This window comes from Myxococcus sp. MH1 (genome assembly GCF_059738865.1).
Genome location: NZ_AP026947.1, coordinates 2,794,860 through 2,811,036 on the forward strand (window position 1 = coordinate 2,794,860; position 16,177 = coordinate 2,811,036).

At 72.2% G+C, this 16,177-nt stretch carries 15 protein-coding genes; 1 reads left to right on the forward strand and 14 read right to left on the reverse strand.

Annotated features, from left to right (window positions below; translation table 11 throughout):
- Positions 1–363 precede the first annotated feature (363 nt).
- The 3 genes from AC6JA9_RS11380 to AC6JA9_RS11390 all read right to left on the reverse strand — a co-directional run bounded on the left by AC6JA9_RS11380 (position 364) and on the right by AC6JA9_RS11390 (position 3,328).
- Positions 364–1,284 (reverse strand): hypothetical protein, encoded by a 921-nt coding sequence (locus AC6JA9_RS11380; protein ID WP_497959667.1) that lies wholly within the window; start codon positions 1,282–1,284, stop codon positions 364–366.
- Positions 1,285–1,425: 141 nt separating this feature from the next.
- Positions 1,426–2,526: an outer membrane protein assembly factor BamB family protein gene (locus AC6JA9_RS11385; protein WP_497960666.1), complete on the reverse strand. Its 1,101-nt coding sequence runs from the start codon at positions 2,524–2,526 to the stop codon at positions 1,426–1,428.
- A gap of 19 nt (positions 2,527–2,545) precedes the next feature.
- Positions 2,546–3,328 carry a helix-turn-helix domain-containing protein gene (locus AC6JA9_RS11390; protein WP_497959668.1) on the reverse strand — a complete coding sequence of 261 codons (783 nt, stop codon included), beginning with the start codon at positions 3,326–3,328 and terminating at the stop codon, positions 2,546–2,548.
- Between the two features lie 98 nt (positions 3,329–3,426).
- Here AC6JA9_RS11390 and AC6JA9_RS11395 point away from each other — a divergent pair, with 98 nt between their 5' ends.
- On the forward strand, positions 3,427–4,254 hold the full coding sequence (locus AC6JA9_RS11395) for an NAD-dependent epimerase/dehydratase family protein (RefSeq protein ID WP_223785939.1): 828 nt from the start codon (positions 3,427–3,429) through the stop codon (positions 4,252–4,254).
- Between the two features lie 63 nt (positions 4,255–4,317).
- Here AC6JA9_RS11395 and AC6JA9_RS11400 read toward each other — a convergent pair whose 3' ends face one another.
- From AC6JA9_RS11400 to AC6JA9_RS11450, 11 genes are all read right to left on the reverse strand, one after another.
- Positions 4,318–5,091 (reverse strand): PIG-L deacetylase family protein, encoded by a 774-nt coding sequence (locus AC6JA9_RS11400; protein ID WP_223750339.1) that lies wholly within the window; start codon positions 5,089–5,091, stop codon positions 4,318–4,320.
- Entirely contained in the window at positions 5,088–6,374 is a 1,287-nt protein-coding gene (locus AC6JA9_RS11405; RefSeq protein ID WP_223750340.1) for a glycosyltransferase family 4 protein, read from the reverse strand. The genes AC6JA9_RS11400 and AC6JA9_RS11405 overlap by 4 nt, the downstream gene beginning before the upstream one ends.
- Positions 6,371–7,237, reverse strand: a complete 867-nt coding sequence (locus AC6JA9_RS11410; RefSeq protein WP_223750341.1) for a sugar phosphate isomerase/epimerase family protein — start codon at positions 7,235–7,237, stop codon at positions 6,371–6,373. Before AC6JA9_RS11410 ends, AC6JA9_RS11405 begins: the two co-directional genes overlap by 4 nt.
- Positions 7,238–7,240: 3 nt before the next feature.
- Positions 7,241–8,716, reverse strand: coding sequence for a YcaO-like family protein (locus tag AC6JA9_RS11415; RefSeq protein ID WP_497959669.1), 1,476 nt, complete (start codon positions 8,714–8,716; stop codon positions 7,241–7,243).
- Positions 8,713–9,546: an MBL fold metallo-hydrolase gene (locus tag AC6JA9_RS11420; RefSeq protein ID WP_473571109.1), complete on the reverse strand. Its 834-nt coding sequence runs from the start codon at positions 9,544–9,546 to the stop codon at positions 8,713–8,715. Before AC6JA9_RS11420 ends, AC6JA9_RS11415 begins: the two co-directional genes overlap by 4 nt.
- Positions 9,537–10,571 carry a Gfo/Idh/MocA family protein gene (locus AC6JA9_RS11425; RefSeq protein ID WP_223785942.1) on the reverse strand — a complete coding sequence of 345 codons (1,035 nt, stop codon included), beginning with the start codon at positions 10,569–10,571 and terminating at the stop codon, positions 9,537–9,539. Before AC6JA9_RS11425 ends, AC6JA9_RS11420 begins: the two co-directional genes overlap by 10 nt.
- 1 nt (position 10,572) lies before the next feature.
- Positions 10,573–11,772, reverse strand: a complete 1,200-nt coding sequence (locus AC6JA9_RS11430) for a class I SAM-dependent methyltransferase (protein WP_267697283.1) — start codon at positions 11,770–11,772, stop codon at positions 10,573–10,575.
- Positions 11,769–12,701, reverse strand: coding sequence for an HD domain-containing protein (locus AC6JA9_RS11435; RefSeq protein WP_497959670.1), 933 nt, complete (start codon positions 12,699–12,701; stop codon positions 11,769–11,771). The genes AC6JA9_RS11430 and AC6JA9_RS11435 overlap by 4 nt, the downstream gene beginning before the upstream one ends.
- Positions 12,702–12,708: 7 nt before the next feature.
- Positions 12,709–13,935 (reverse strand): inositol-3-phosphate synthase, encoded by a 1,227-nt coding sequence (locus tag AC6JA9_RS11440; protein ID WP_223750346.1) that lies wholly within the window; start codon positions 13,933–13,935, stop codon positions 12,709–12,711.
- A gap of 200 nt (positions 13,936–14,135) precedes the next feature.
- The gene (locus tag AC6JA9_RS11445; RefSeq protein WP_497959671.1) at positions 14,136–15,578 is read right to left on the reverse strand and encodes an MATE family efflux transporter; all 1,443 of its coding nucleotides are present in this window, start codon (positions 15,576–15,578) and stop codon (positions 14,136–14,138) included.
- 266 nt (positions 15,579–15,844) lie between these two features.
- Positions 15,845–16,120, reverse strand: a complete 276-nt coding sequence (locus AC6JA9_RS11450; RefSeq protein WP_141329207.1) for a hypothetical protein — start codon at positions 16,118–16,120, stop codon at positions 15,845–15,847.
- Between the last annotated feature and the right edge of the window lie 57 nt (positions 16,121–16,177).

Sequence of the window (16,177 nt, forward strand, 5' to 3'; positions counted from 1 at the left end):
ACGCGAAGCGCAGGCCCGAGAGCTGCTCCGACTCGTGCCACGACCGTCGGGCGGCCGCCTCGTCCCTGGCGGCGCGGGGGCACCTTCGCGTCAGCGGGCAAGCCCCGCGTCTCTCCGAGGTTCCTCGGGCCGTGGTAGCGAGCGGGTTGATGGGCGTGCTCTCGCCCCTCGTGCGAGGACTCGCGCCACGCTGAGCGAGGTTCGGGCAGGGCCGCAACCTGCGCGACTCCCGCTTCACCTCGCGAGGTCCGTGGAAACCCAACAGCCCTGCCGGGTTCGACAGGGGAGTCCGGAGCTCGAAGCAGGCAGCGCGGCGGCCTTCCGTGGGGAGGGCCGCCGTCTGCATGCCGGGAGGCACCGTGGCTACTTGGGCACCACCGTGCCGGTGAACGTGCCACTCAGGTCCCCGAACGCGTGGAGGCTGAAGACCATGGTGGACTGGAACTCGAAGGGGGTCGTCTCGGGATAGCCGCCTGGGTCCACGGTGCCCCTGAACGGCTGGCTCTCATGTGAGACGAAGTCGAGCGGAGCGCCGCTGCCCACGCCCTCAATCAGGAAGGTGCTGAGCACCTGATACCCGTTCGGGAGGCTGGTCACCCTGAAGAGGAAGGAGCGCCCCTTGAAGAAGGGGGACACGTGCTTCTCCAGCAGGGCCCCGTCCGGTCCGCCGAACTGGACGAAGATGGGGCCGGTCTCCACGGAGATGGCCTTCGGGCCGCCTCCCTCCCTGACCACGCGAGAGGTCTCGAAGCTGATGACGAAGGGCACGCTCTTGCCCACCAGCGACGCGAACTCGGAGTCCGGAGGACCTTCGTGCTGGGTGAACGTCAGGGTGCCTGAGATGGAGCCCCCGTTGTCCACCTGGATGCCCACGTCCACGCCGCCGCTGCCCGCGAGCTTGAAGAGGTAGCGCACCTCGGTGAGCTTCCCCTGGATGACCGAGAAGGCCAGCACGGAGGGCGACAGTCGCTGGGCGCTCAGGGGCGTACCGGGTGCCGACAGGCGCTCCAGGTGCCAGCTGCCCCCCAGCTCGATGGTGTAGTCGCCCTCGATGAGTGGCACGGTCAACGTGTCGGCGGACGTGTCCGAGATGAACACCGTCTGGGCGCCCGTGATGTTGAACGTGGCGCCGACCAGCTTGACCGCCCCCTCGGGGCTCTGCGCCGTCAGCGGCAACCGCAGCGTCCCCTGGGTGGCTTCGGAGGGCGGCTCCAGCCCGACTCCATCACCGCAGGCCACGAACATCAGCGCGAGGAGACACGTACCCCACCTGCTCAGTCCCATTCCTTGACACTCCTGTATTGAGAGGAATCACGGGTAGGGACGCGTGCCGCGTTCGTCAAGGGGGGGCTGCTCGATTCGTGGCGCAGCCCGCCTCCCAGACCCCGTGCGGTCCACGGAGTGCCCCGGCGCCGTGGGTCGCCGCTACGCCAGCGCGACGACGGCGCGATCACAGCCCACGTAGAGGGTGCCGTCGGCGATGAGCGGTGCCGTCGTCACGCGATAGGGGGCCCTCCACCGCCAGCGCTCCGTCCCGTCCCGAAGCGTCCAGGCGTGTACGGCGTTGCGGGCCCCCATGTAGACGAGTCCCCCGGCGATGGTTGGTGAGGCTGTGCTGGCGGGTGGTTTGTCGAGCGCGACCGACCAGCGCTCCTTCCCGGTCTCCTCGTCCACGGCGTGGAGCCTCGAGTGATAGCCGGTGAAGCACACGACACCGTCCGCGACGGCGGGCGCTCCCCAGAGCGCGCCGGGCGTCTGGTAGGCCCAACGCTGCTCGCCGCTGTCGAGGTCGAGCGCGTGAAGGCGCTGTCCCAGTCCGGACAAGGCATAGACCGTGTCGCCGTGGACGGCGGGGGCTCCGCCATGGCTCATCGAACCGGTCTCCACCGACCAGCGCTCGGCCCCCGTGGCGCGGTCGAGCGCGACCACGTGTCCCTGGGTGAAGCCCTGGCAGGTCCCGACGATGACTTGCTCTCGCGTCACGCTGACCGCGGACTGCACGCTCCCGCCACAGCGGAGCTGCACGCGCCATTGCTCGGTCCCCGTGCGCGCGTCGATGGCGAGGACCGCGCCGGACCGGGTCCCCACATAGACGACGTCGTCGACGACGATGGGCGAGGAGGTCGCCTCGGAGTCGCATGAGACGCTCCAGCGGAGGGCGTGCGTGCCCAGGTCGACGGCGTGACACTGCCCGCCGCCGACGACGAAGAGCAGGCCCCGCGCGACCATCGGATGCGAGAGGCTCTCGGGGCTGGCGCCGCCGACCCGCACGCTCCAGAGCTCCTTCCCCTTCGCGAGGTCGAGCGCGTAGAGCCTGTCGTTGTCGTAGTTCGCGAACAGCACGCCGTCGTGGATGGCGGGCGTGTTGCGCGTCGTCACGAGCGCGCGCGGCGCGAACTTCCAGCGGGCTCGCTTGACCGCGAGCGGTCCGGTTCCCTCGAAGTGTCCGGTCCGCGCGGCATTGGCGCCGAAGAAGATGGAGCGAGATGCGTCCGACAGAGGGGGTCTCCGGCCTGGGGGGGGCAGTGGGGCACTGGCCCGGGTGTCAGCTGATCAACTCCGTCGCTCGGAGCTCACGGAGGAACCCCTGGGGCGTCAGACCCGTGAACGCGCGGAACTCGGCGATGAGGTGCGCCTGGTCGTAATAGCCGGCGTCGGCGGCGATGTCCGCCCAGTGGGCGTGTGCGTCCTCGGATGCGGCGCGCAGCGCGCGATGGAAGCGGACGAGCCTGGCGAAGGCCTTGGGACCCACGCCGACGGTCTCCCGGAACACGCGACGCAGATGTCTGTCGCTCACCCCGATGTCACCCGCGACGTCGTTCACCGAGCCGCTCGAGAGCCGCTCGGCGGCGTCGAGGGCGAGTCGTGGGTGGGCGCGGCGTCCGTCGGTGCGCGCGAGGCGTTCGGCGATGGCGCGCTCCAGGATGTCCGCCGCCTGGGCCGTGTCGTCGGTGTCGCCGAGCCGCTCGAAGAGCCGCCGGGCCGCGGCATCGCCCCACAGGTCCTCGAGTGCGACGATGCTTCCGGCGAGGGCGGAGGCCGGGACGCCGAGCACCGCCTCATGCGCGCCCAGGTGGAGCCGCGCCGTCACGGTCCGCTGTCCGTGGTGGATGTGCTTGCGACGCACCCGCTGCATTCCGCCCATCGCGTGTGCGTCCAGGCCCCTTCGCGCCGCCGGCCCGAACCGAACGACGAGATGGACCTCGGGCCGCGGAATCAGGAGGCCCCGCACGTCGTGGTCGCGCTCGTCCACGAACAGCGCGGCTACAGCGGACGCGACCGAGGCGCCCGGCGCGATGTGATGGCGATGGACAAGGCCCGCATGCATGCCCTGACTCTGGCCCGCGCTCGACGGCGGCGCAAGCGTGGGGGCACGTGTCCGTTTTCTCCAATCCTCGCCGCGCCTGGGCGGGCGAAGGTCGGCCCATGAAAATCCTTGTCACCGGAGCGACCGGAAAGGTCGGAAGCCGACTCACCCAGCGACTCGCCGAGCGGGGCCATGACGTGCGTGCCCTCGTCCGTGAGCCCACACGCGCTGTCTTCCCGAAGGAGGCGCGGGTGGAGCTCGCCCAGGGCGACCTGCTCGACGCGGGCTCGCTGGTGCCCGCCGTGCGCGGCGTCGACGCCGTGGTCCACTGCGCCGCGTTCTTCCGCGGCGCGACGCCCGAGCAGGCGCACGCGGTCAATGACCTGGGCACGCAGCACCTCGCGGCCGCCGCACGTGCCGCGTCCGTGAAGCGCTTCATCTTCACGAGCACCGGCCTGGTCCATGGCTCGACGGGGGGACGGCTCGTCGGCGAGGAAGACTCCTGTGCGCCGACCGTGGCCTATCCGGTGAGCAAGCTCGCCGCCGAGCGCTTCCTCCTCGGAGTCGAAGGGCTCGACGTGCGGGTGCTGCGCCTGCCGTTCGTGTACGGCGACGGGGACCCACATATCGAGGAGGTGGTGCCGATGATGCGCGGCTTCCCGGCGGCCCAACGCATGTCGATTGCCCACCACGCCGACGTCGCGCAGGCCGTGGCACGTCTGCTCGAGGCGCCTTCGCCGGCGCACCGCATCTACAACGTGGTCGACGACGAGGCGCCTGACCTCGCCACGCTCTTCGCATCGGTGGGGCAGCCCCCGCCCGATGGCTCGAACGCCGAGTTCGCGCGCGCTTTCGACGTGCTCCTCGACGGGCGCCGCATCCGCGAGGACCTCGGGTTCAAGCCGGTGTTCCCCCGCCTCGCCGACGCGCTCGCGGCGGGTGCATAGAACAGACGTGCTCCCGGAGCAGCTTCAGCCAGCGAGCCCCGACGCATTCCGCCGAGCCGTGCGTCAGCGCGGGGATGCCGTCGGGAGTTGCTGACCCAGGAAGACCTCCGCGGCTCCCGAGCGTCCGTGGGCCTCCGCCTCCCGGTGGTGGAAGGCTTCCAGCATCGGTCCCACGCCCTCCGCGCCGCCGAACTGGAAGCCCAATTGGGTGCCGTAGCAGAGGCAGCCCTCCACCTTGGTCGTCAGGTGCGCCGTGATGTCCACCGCCAGGGGCCGCGGCTCCCGAGGCAGCGCCGGGTCGGGCTTCGCGCCCGGCTGGCGCACGGCGTAGGGCGTGTCGCGGTAATACCAGACGCGGTGGGACGGGATGCCCAACCCCCGCGCCGCGCGCACCACCTGAACGTGGTCCACGTGGCTCCCCAGCGCCTGCGGCACGAAGACCCGGCTGGGCGTCAGCTCCCACAACACCGGCTTCAGACGCCGCGCCACCTCCGCCTGGATGGCGTCATCCTCTCGCGGGGGATGGAACAGCGCCTCCGCGCTCGCGTAGCCCCGGTGCGGCGCCTCCTCCAGGTCCGCCCACGCCAGGACGTCCACGCCCAGCCGCTTCGCGAACGCCCGGTCCTCCTCTCGCCGGAGGGCCATGTAGTCCACCTCCGGCCCCAGCCCCTTCTCTGTCTGGCATTTCAGCGCGAAGCCCCGGGGCTCCGGCACCGAGCGCGTGAAGACGGTGATGAGCGCCACCGTCCACCCCTTGGCCTTCAAGGCCGCCAGTGTCCCCCCACACGAGAAGGCCACGTCGTCCAGGTGCGGCGACACGAAGAGGGCGGTGCTCATAACAGGTGCGGCGCCGCCCGGAACCTGCACGAGGGGTCCGCGCTCCGCTGCGTCGTCGCCGGGTCATACACGTTCGTCCACCGCGTGTCCGGCCGCGTGCCGGTCAGCGCCTTGTACACCCCCTGAATCTGTCGCCCCACCGTCCGCCACGAGTACAGCTCCCGCACCTCGCCGAGCGCCGTCGTCGCGAGCCGTCTTCGCAGCGGCGCGTCGTCCATCAGCCGCCCCATGGCCTCCGCCAGCGCGACGCTGTCTCTCGGCGGCACCAACAGCGCGTCCCGCCCGTCCTCCAGGCAGTCCACCACCCCCACCGCCTTCGTGGACACGATGGGCAGCCCCGACGCCATCGCCTCCAGCAGCGTGTTGGAGAACCCTTCCGAATACGTGGGCGACACGAACAGGTCCCCACTCCGGTACAGGTCCGGCGCCTGCGCGTAGGTGGACACGCCCGTCAGCTCCACCGTGCCCCGAAGCCCCTCCGCCTCCACGCGCGCGCGCACCGCCTCCACGTCCGGCCCGATTCCAGACACGCGCAGCCGGAACCGGCGCCCCTCCGCCACCAGCCGCTTCGCCGCGTCCAGCAGCTCCATCACGCCTTTTCGCGCGTCCACCCGGCCGTGGTACAGCCACACCGGCACGTCCTGCGGCTCCCCCAGCCTCGACTCGTTGCGCGGATGGAAGCGCTGGGTGTCCGTGGCGCCCGGGACGATGGTGAACCGCTCCAGCGGCGTCCCATGGTGCCCCCGCACCTCCTCCGCGAAGGACCGGCTGCCAATCAACAGCGCCCCCGAGTGGCCCAGCACCGCGAGCATCGCCTGCTTGTGCGTCCCACAGCACGTCCCCACCCAGTGTCCGTCACCGCCCTGGATGGAGACGACGTTGGGCAATCCCAGACGCCGCGAGGCCTCCAGCGCCGCCAGGCCACAGGGATAACCATACTGGGCATGGATGAAGTCGAAGGGCCGGCGCCGGTGCTCGCGAACCACCGTCTCCACCAGGTCCTCCACGTCTTGCTCGAAGCTGGCGGGCTGCCCCTGGTTGATGCGTTGCTCGCCCCGGGATTCGCACCCCAGCACGTGCGCGCCCGGAATCCCTGGCGGCGGCCCGCCCCCATACACCGCCATCCCCGCGGCGTCGTTGCGGTACTGGCTCACCATCGTCACGTCATGCCCGCACGCGACCAGCTCCCGCACCAGGTTGAGCGCATAGACACTCATCCCCGAGATGGCCGGGAAGAAGCGCCGGGAGATGAAGCAGATTCGCAGCGGGCTCACGGTGTTCACGCCGCCACCTCCGCGCCCGTGGGCAGGCGTGCCCTCAGCCACTCCAGCGCCCCGGGCACCATCTGATGCGCCCGGTGCGCATCCCTGGACAACTCCACGCACACCAGCCGGTCGTAGCCCGCGCGCGTCAGCTCCCGCAGCACCGACGGCACGTCCACGTCCCCCTCGCCGAACGGCAGGTGCTCATGCACGCCGCGCTTCATGTCCTCCAGCGCCACCGTGCCCAGCACCGGCGCGAACTCACGCACCGCCTCCGCCGGCGCCCGCTCGCCGGTCACCAGCAGGTGCCCCACGTCCAGGGCCAGGCGGACCGGAGGCGCGCCCGCCGCCACCACCCGCGCCTGCAGCAGGCTCCAGCCGTCCACGGTGTCCACCAGCATCCCCGGCTCCGGCTCCACCGCCAGCACCACCCCGCGCGCCGCCGCGTACTCCGACAGCCGGGCCACTGCGTCCACCAGCCACGGCCAGGCCGCCTCCTGCGTCACCTCGGCGCGGGGCACCCCCGCCCAGAAGGACACCGCTTCACCCCGACACGTCGCGCACACGTCCACCGCGCGCTCCAGGAACTCCAGGCGCCGGGCCCGACCCGCGGCGTCCGGCGTGATGAGCGTGGGCTCGTGCTTGCGCCGGGGGTCCAGCAGGAATCTCGCCCCCGTCTCCACCACCAGCCCCAGCCCCAGCCGCTCCAGCAGCGCGGCGAGCTGGCCGCTCCGCTGCTCGAAGTCCGGCGCGAACGGGTCGAAGTGGTGGTGGTCCAGCGTCAACGCGACGCCGTCGTAGCCACTGTCCGCGATGAGGCGCAGCGCGTCCTCGAAGCGGTGGTTGGACACGCCGTTGGTGTTGTACGCGAAGCGCAGCGCCATGGCTCATTGCCCCCCGAAGCGACGGCTCGTGCGCATCGCGTGCACGGCGTGACGGTCCGGCTCCCGGTAGAGGGGATACAGGCGTCCCACGCGCGCCTCGGCCAGCCGCGTGTCGAACCAGGCGGGACCGCCCAGCCGCGCCTCGGCCTCCGGGGTGAGCCGCACCGGCTGCGCTCCCGGCGGCGGCGCCCCCAGACCCGCCAGCGGCTCACGACGCTCGAGCAGCCGCGCCACGTTGCGCTCGCCCAGCCGGCCATAGGTCATCGTCTCCACCTCCAGCCCCGGCACCACCACCTTCACCACGTGCACGGGGTGGCCCGGAGGCGACAGGTCCGCGACGAGGATGTCGAAGCCCGCCGCGTGGAGCTGCTTCACCACGTGGTCGCACCGCCGCGCGGGGTCCTCCATCCCCGGCACCTGGGGCAGGTCCTCGAAGCGCACGGTGCGCCGGCGCAGCAACGTGCACGCGGTGAGCTCGCGCAGCGCCGAGGCCGGCAGCTGGGACCACTCCGCCATGGCCTGTAGCGCGCGGGGCTCCTCGGAGGCCACGTCCACCAGGGGGACGAACTGCTCCATGTATTCCCGGGGCGCGACGCGGGCCACCTCGCTCATCGGGCCGTGCGAGACGGCCTTGCGCGCCCGGGAGCCCGCGAACTCCAGCAGCGCCTTGCGCAGCGCCCGGTTCCGGTCCCGGTCCGTCGCCTCGCCGCAACCCGTCACGAGCAGCGGCTGGTTGCCCACGGACAGGTCGTGGCCCACCACGTAGACGTTCACGAGGCCGAAGTCGGTGCTCGCCAGCTTCGCCAGCACCTCCACGCCCGCGCGCTGGTAGCGCCCCAGCAGCTCCCGCACGTCCGGGTCCAGCGCCGCGCCCTCCAGGTCCAGCACCACGCCCTGGTCCATCGCGCGGAACTGGAGCCCGTTGCCGTCGCGCTGCAGCAGCTCCAGCAGCGCGTGCGCCAGCGCCTGCTGCCGCGTGCGTCCCGCGCCACGCCCGTTGGTCAAGGGTCTGGCGAGCGGCGTCTTCCCCACCAGGTTCCCGGGCCGCACGGCGATGAACTCCTCGGGCACCAGCACCCGCTCGCCGGTGGACAGGCGCTTCATCTCGCCCCAGACGAGCGGCATGTCGGGCCGGTAGGGACTGCCCGCGGGCAGGCTCAGGGTGAGGGGATTGACCACCGCCTTGGGGCCGAAGGTGGCCACCAGCTCCGCGTAGGTGCCGTGCACGCGGGGCATGCGCAGCAGGGCCTGGTCCGCGCAGACCTCCTCGGCGAGCTCTCCCAGGGCCCCGACGCGCGCCTCCTCCTCGGTGGCGCCGTAGCCGTTGGCGTGGATGATGTCGCCGGGGCGGTCTCCCATCCGCAGGCTGGCGGAGACCACCGGCACGCCCAGCCGGTCCAGCGGGTCGATGCGGAAGATCGGGAACGCTCCCGGAGGCATGACACGGAAATAGGCATCCAGGGCTTCGGTCAGGCTCATGACAGCTCCTCCAACGCAATGGGACGGGTGTGAGGCATGCCCGTGAGCAGCCGGTCGAACAGCGCCAGGGCATGCTCGCGGGTGACGCCGCGCGCGAACTCGAACGGGGTGAAGACGTTCTCGAACGGGAGCCGCTCGAGCACCGCGCGGTAGCGGCGCAGCTCCGCGTGGCTCAACGGAATCGCGTAGTGGAAGCCCTTGTGACACGACAGCGCCGTGGGGCGGCCGCGCGCGTCCAGCTCCACCTTCAGCGCGTCGCCGCAGAACAGCGAGCGGGTGCGCGCGTCGTACAAGGCCGTCTGGCCTTCGTAGTGCCCCGCCACGCAGTGCAGCGTCAGGCCCGGTGCCAGGGTGTGCTCGTCATCCACCGGCCAGCGCACCTGGAAGGCCTTGCTGTAGCGGACCGCGTCCCGGTGCAGGACGAGCAGCGGGTCGAAGCGCTCCTGCAACTGCCACAGCGCCCCGAAGCCGTGCGGGTGCGACGCGGACAGCACCTGGATGCCGCCCAGCGTCTCCAGGAACTCCAGCGCCGGCCGCGAGTACCAGGGCGCGCCCTCGAATGCGACGTTGCCCTCGGGGCGGCGCAGCAGCCACCCCGTGGAGCCCAGGCCGAAGCGCGGCGCGCAAGAGAAGCCCCAGACGCCGGGCAGCGCCTCCTCCCAGTGCGTGCTCAGGCGCTCCGATACCTGGCCCGTCGTCTGGAACTCCCAGCCGTCCGGCGGCAGGGCGTTGCGCACGTCCAGGCAGGTGGGGCAGCCCGCGGGCGGCTGGCGAGCAAACCCCGGCTGCCAGGTGCCGCAGTGGGTACAGGCATAGCGGGTCAGTGACATGGGGGAAACGCCTTCCCGGCGTGGAGCGCCTGCGACAGGAGCCCCACGAGGCGCACGTCGCGCTCCGGGGCGAAGGGCTGAGGGCGGCCGTCCAGCACGCAGTCGGAGAAGGCCTCCACCTGGTTGCGGAAGGGGCTCTGGTCCTCGTCCGGGGACAGGGGGAGCCACGTCTCCTCGCCCGTCGTCGCGTCGGTGAGCGACAGCGTCCCGCCGGGCGTCTGCCCCATCGTCTTGTACGCCAGCGCGCGCGCGCGGGTGCCGATGAGCTCCAGCGTGCGCCGGGGGTACGCGTCCGGGCAGTTGTAGGCCACCTGGAGGACGCCCAGCGCGCCGCCGCGGAACTGGCCCATCAGCACCGCGCCGTCGTCCACCGCGTAGTCATGCACGCGCCGCTGCGTCATCGCGACGAGCGACTGCCATTCATCCCCCAGCACCACCTCCAGCAGGTCCAGCCCGTGGGGCGCCAGGTCGATCATCGCGCCGCCGCCGGCGCGCTCCGGGTCGATGCGCCAGTTGTCGGGCGCCCAGTCCGCGGGCAGCCAGCAGGCGTAGTGGATGCGCGCCTGGGTGAGGGTGCCCAGCACGCCCTCCTTCACCAGCGTGCGCAGCTTGCGGTGCGCGGCGTGGTGGCGCTGGTCGAACGCGGTGGCGTAGTGCACGCCCGCGCGCCGACACGCGGACAGCATGCGCAGCCCGTCCTGCACCGTGATGGCCATGGGCTTCTCGCACAGCACGTGCTTGCCCGCCGCCGCGCACGCCTCCGTCATCGCGGCGTGCAGGTGGTTGGGCGTGGCGATGTAGACGGCCTCCACGCTCCGGTCCGCCAGCGCCGCCTCCAGCGCGGTGTGACGGACGACGTCGTCCGCCGGGATGCGCATCAGCGCCTCCGCGTCCGAGTCGCACAGCGCCACCAGCCGCGCGTTGCGCGCGCCCTGGAGCGCCGGGATGACGTACTCCCGCGCCACCAGACCGCACCCCACCACCGCCCAGCCCAGCGTGCGGCCTCCTGGCTTCGCCCCGGACATGTCACCACCTCTCTGGAAGGTTCAAAAGCCACCGCCGCCTGACGAGCGCGGCCCGCTGCTCGGGCGTCGCGTCGGTGGCGGCCCGCCGCAGCAGGGCCGCGTCCCCGGGCGCGTCCGAGCACAGGTAGTGGGCGCTCGCGTACTCGGCGGCCAGGCCAGGCGTGGGCCACGCGGGGCGCACCCGGCCGTCGTGCGCCTCCAGCAGCGGATTGGGGCTCAGCCTCGCGCCCGGCACGGCCACGCCGAAGTCGATGGACCTGCGTCCCGGCGTCGGGGGCCACGCGAAGCTCAAGGCCTCCGCGCGCTCCAGTTGGGGCAGCGGGGTATCGGCCACGGCGCCCCCGTCAAGGAAGCGGGTGACGAATCCAGCGTCGTCATAGCAGGCGGCCCCGGGCATCAGCGCCGCGTATCCGGCGGGGTCCAGCGGCGTGCCCCCCACGCCCCGCTGGTCGACGTGCCGGTTGTGGGCATGGCCCACGAGCACGCGGCCGGAGGGCCCCGCAACGCGGCGCAGCTCCGCCAGCGCGCGGGCCTTGTCCGACAGGAAGTAGAGCGCGTCGTGACACAGCACGGTGGCGCCCTCGAGCGGCGCGATGGGCAGGTCCGCGGCCGCGTCCGCGCAGAGGAGCACGGCCTGGGGCACGATGAAGTGACGCGCGAGCCACAGCTTGGCGAACACCACGTCCACGCCCACCACGGGGGTGCCCCGCAGGGACACCTCGCGCAGCACCTGGCCGATGCCACACGCCAGCTCCACCACGCACGGCGGCGCGTCCCAGTGCTGCGCCAGCAGGCCCAGCGCGCTCAGGAAGGTGGGCGCGGATTGCCGGTGCGCGAAGTAGGGCGCCACCGGCCCGAAGCCCAGGCGCTCCATGGCCTCGCGAAGCCCCATCGTCCCCGACTCGACGCCCGCCACGACGGCGGCGGTGGAGGACAGGGGAGGGGGCGGCAGGCGCGCATGGTCATCCTGGTCCCGCAGCAGCAGGGCGCGCGCGTGATGGCGGTCGCCCCGCTCCAGCGCGCTCACCACGGCCTCGCGCAGGGCCTCCCGGCCGGTGCGCAGGAAGGGGATGCCGTCCACGACGGGCCAGCACGTGGCGCCATCCGACCAGAGCTCGGGCGACACGCGCGTCAACGGCAGGCCCGTGAGGGGATGGCGCGGATGCGGCGGCGGCGCGGCGGTGTCCCACGGCTGCCTCATGGCCACACCTCCGCTTCGCGAAGCACGTCGTTGCCGAAGGCCTGCAGCGGGCCGGGGTGGAGCAGCTCCAGGTCCTCCAGCGCCTGGCGCAGCGTGAAGGCCGCCGCGCGGGCGTGGGCCTCCAGCTCCAGTACCCGGTCCAGCGTGTCCGCGGCGTTGAAGGCGCGCGCCTCCGCCGAATCCACGTTCCCGGTGAGCGTCAGCGCCTGGCGCACGGCCTCGCGGAGCCGGGGCGGGAGCTGTGTCAGGGCCGCCTCGGTGAGGCGCTTCATCAGGGGCTCGAGCAGGTCCCCCAGCAGCGTCTCGCCGCTGTAGCCCGCGTCCGGCAGCGCCGCGTTGAAGAGGTGATGCGACAGGCCCGCCAGGAAGGGCAGGGCCGGGGCCGCGCCGAAGTGGGGGGACACGAGCACCGCCCCCACCGCCACCGCGTAGCAGTGGTCGGCGTGGCTCTCCTGCGGTGGCACGACGAGGCGCGCCCGGCCGGGGAACGTGGCCCCGGCGCGGGGTTGGTGCACCAGCCGCTCCACGAACGCCGGCGGCGTGCCGGGGGTGGCGTCGGAGGAGGGCATCAGCGCCAGGGACAGCTGCTCGCGCAGGCCTGGGTCCAGCGGCCCCGCCACCGCGTCCAGGCCCCGGCGCAGCACCCGCGTCGTGTCCAGCGGGGACAGCCCCGCCCGCTGGAGGAGGTCCGCGTCCAGGCCGCACAGCCGCACCGCCGCCACCGCGCGCGCAGTCTCCTGGAGCGCCACGGTGCCGGGGTCCATGCCCGCCGCCAGGGCCGCCCACGCGCGACGGAAGCCATGGGCCGCCAGGCCCTCCGGATGGTCCGGAGTGCGGGTGCGCTTGAGGTCCATCAGCTCCGACAGGAGCGGACGCAGCTTCGCCAGGCGGCCGGGGGCCGCCGTCGAGTCACGCGCGGGTGTGTTCATGGTGGTGTCAGCCCCTGATGCGCTCGGGGGCGGACTCCGTGCGCTGCACGCGGCCCTTGGACAGCCACGCCATCAAGCGGCGCTGCTGCTCGGCCATGGCGTGCTCCACCGGCTGGCCGTCCGGCGACATGGGGGCCTTGAAGAAGCACCCCAGCGCGTCGATGACGCCGCCCTCGCCCCGGCGCTTGGCCAGGTCCAACGTGCGCGCCAGCTCCACCACGAGCGGCGCGGCGAGGATGGAGTCCTTGCAGAGGAAGTTGAGCTTGAGCTGCATGGGCTGCCCGAGGAAGCCGGTGACGTCGATGTTGTCCCAGGCCTCCTTGTTGTCCCCGCGCGGGCGGTAGTACTGGATCTGGACGATGTGGTCCTGGACCTTGTAGCCGAGGATGCTGTCCAGGGCCGCGCCCTTGGTGTCGAGCTTGTTCTGCCGCGACGCCGGGTCGTCGAGGGCCTCGCCGTCGCGGTTGCCCAGGATGTTGGTGGAGTACCAGCCGTCCACGTGCAGCGCGCGATCTCTCAGCGCGGGCGCGAGCACCGTCTTGAGCAGCGTCTGCCCCGTCTTGCCGTCCTTGCCGGCGATGGGCGCGCCGGTGCGCTTCGCCAGCTCGAGCAGCGCGGGCACGTCCGCGGCGACGCTGGGCGTGAAGTTGGCGAACGGCACGCCGTCCACGATGGCCGCGTACGCGTAGAGCATCGCGGGGCCGATGTCCGCGTCGTTCGCGTCCAGGGCCTTCTCGAAGGACTCCGGCGTGGCGAACTGGGGCCGGGTGAGGTCCACGCTCTTCTCCGTGGAGGCCAGGTTCACCACCACCACGCGGTCCAGCTTCTCGTCCTTCTTGAAGCGGGCGAGGTCGTCGCGGATGGCCTGCACCTGCTCACGCAGGGAGCGGGCCTTCTTCGCCGTCGTGTCGACGATGTTCTTGCAGAACCTCGGGTTGGAGGCCGCGGCCCAGGGGCGCATGCGCTCCAGCGTGGGCGTCACGGCCGCCAGCTGGGCCTCCGTCAGCACCGCGTGGTTGCGCGCCGCCTTCGCCAGGTCCTCGTCGAACAAATCCCAGCCGCCGAACGTGAGCGCGTCGTACTCCACGAGCCCCAGTCCCTTCACGTCCGCCAGCGGCAGCCCTCGCGTGTCCACGCGCCCCCGGCGCAGCAGCTCCATGCCCGCCACCGCCGTGGTGGCCACCGCTCCGCCCAAACCGACAATCGCCACTCCCAGCCGCTCGTTGCCCGCCATGTCTGACGCTCCCACCAACCGCCGCACCCTGGGACTCGCCGCGGTGGGTCCGGGAGCGCTCCGGGGTGTCGGGCGCCTCCGGTGTCCCGGATACTCCGGGGACTCACACGCTGCGAGAGTTCCGGGAAAGTCGGCACCTGGGTGGGTGCTTTCAACTCTGTCTCCGGGGCGTGCCGAATGTCGGATGCCAGCGGCGTGTATCAGACGTGTCGAAGCTTCCACCCGCCCCTGCGGAAGAGGGCGGCGCTCGTCAGACCCAGCGCGCCGTAGGTGATGGCGATGGCGACGAACGCGCCCGTGGGGCCCCAGCCCAACGGATGGCAGAGGACATACGCCAGGGGCAGCTGGAGGCCCCAGGAGAAGAGGGCGTTCACCACGGTGGGCGTGGTGGTGTCCCCCGCGCCGTTGAAGGCGTGGGGCAGCACGGTGACGAAGGCGTAGAGGGCGAGGCTGCAGCTGACGATGCGCAGGCAGCGCACGGCGTGCAGGGCCACCTCCGGCTCGGAGGTGAAGCGGTGGATGAGGGGCTCGGCGAAGACCAGGAAGCCCACGGCCACCACGCCCAGGAAGCCGAGCGTGTAGAAGCTGGCGCGCCACGCGGCGCGCTCGGCCCGCTCGGTGTCGCCCGCCCCCAGGCTCTGACCCACGAGCGTGCCCGCGGCGTGGGACAGGCCCCAGGACGGCTGCTGGGCGAACAGCAGGATGCGCATGGCCAGCGTGTAGCCCGCGAGCGCCGTGCTGCCGAAGGTGGCGACGATGCGCATCAGCACGAGCCAGCTGGACATGCCCAAGAGCGACTGGAGGATGGCGCCGCCGGACAGCTTGAGCAGCGAGCGCAGCGTGGAGGGCTCCACGCGCAGGTGACGGCGGCGCAGCTCCAGCCGGCCGCTGCCCTGGAGCAGGCGGTAGACCTGGTACAGCACGCCGGTGCCGCGGCCCACGGTGGTGGCCACCGCGGCGCCGGTGACGCCCATCGCGGGCACGGGGCCCAGGCCGAAGATGAACAGGGGCGCGAGCACGATGTTCACGGAGTTGGCCAGCCACAGCGCGCGCATGGAGGTGGCCGCGTCCCCCGCGCCGCGCAGGATGGCGCTGATGAGGAGCAGCAGCATGATGATGGGGAAGCCGCCCAGCATCAGCCGCGCGTACCCCAGGCCGTGCGTCACCACGCCGGGGGATGCGCCCATCGCGGTGAGGATGGGGCGCGCGAAGAGGCAGCCGGCCAGCGCCAGCGGCACGGAGAGGACGAGTCCCAACCCGAGGGCCTGAACGGCGGTGCGCGCGGCGCGCTCCGGGTCCTTCTGGCCGATGCGGCGGGAGACGAGCGCGGTCGCGGCGACGGCCAGCCCCAGCGGGACGGTCCGGAACAGCGTGAGCACGGCCTCGGTGAGGCCCACGGTGGCGATGGCGTCCGCGCCCAGTCGGGACACGAAGAGCACGTCCACCAGGGCGAAGATGGACTCCATCACCATCTCCAGCACCATGGGGACGGACAGCAGCAGGAAGGCGCGGTCCACGGGCCCGGTGGCCAGGTCCTCGGTGGAGCCGCGCACGGCCAGCCAGCAGGAGGCGAGCAGGCCCTTGCCCCCCGAGGTGGCGGGGGTGGCGCCGGGGGAGAAGGCGTCGGGTGGGGGTTGCGTCATGGATTGGGCGTTGCAACGGGATGTTGCATGCCTTTCATCCCGCGCGGTCCCCCGCCTGCCGGTGCCACGGTGCAGGGCGGCGCGAGCAGGCGTCCAACGGCGGTTCGGCCTGGAAGGGGCCTGCTCGGACGTCAGGTCGCTCGAAGTCCACGAGAGGCTCCGAGAACCCACCTTGTTGGAGTCAGCACGGGCCCTTCGATGGACGCCATGCCGGACAGCGCGCTCCCGTCCGTTCAGGTCCTGGACGGGAACGCGGTCGCTCCGGGCTACTTCCGGGAGATCTTCCCGTCCTTGATGATGATGTTCGCGTCACCGTCGAAGGTGATGGTGGTGCCCTGCAGCGTCACCTTGCAGGGCGACGAACCCTGGATGGAGACCGAGGACGTGGTGCTGGCGGAGAACTTCACCGGGTCCTGCTTGCTCCCGCTGCACACGGCCTCGGCGGCGTACGCCTTGGAGTCCTTGTTCTCGTAGCGAAGGGTCAGGGACGCCGCGGCGGAAGTGGACACGAGCAGGGTGAGGGCTGCGATGGCGGTCTTCATGGTTGCGGGCTCCTTGTGTTGTCGAACCGGGAGCATCTTGACCCGTGACCCTGACAT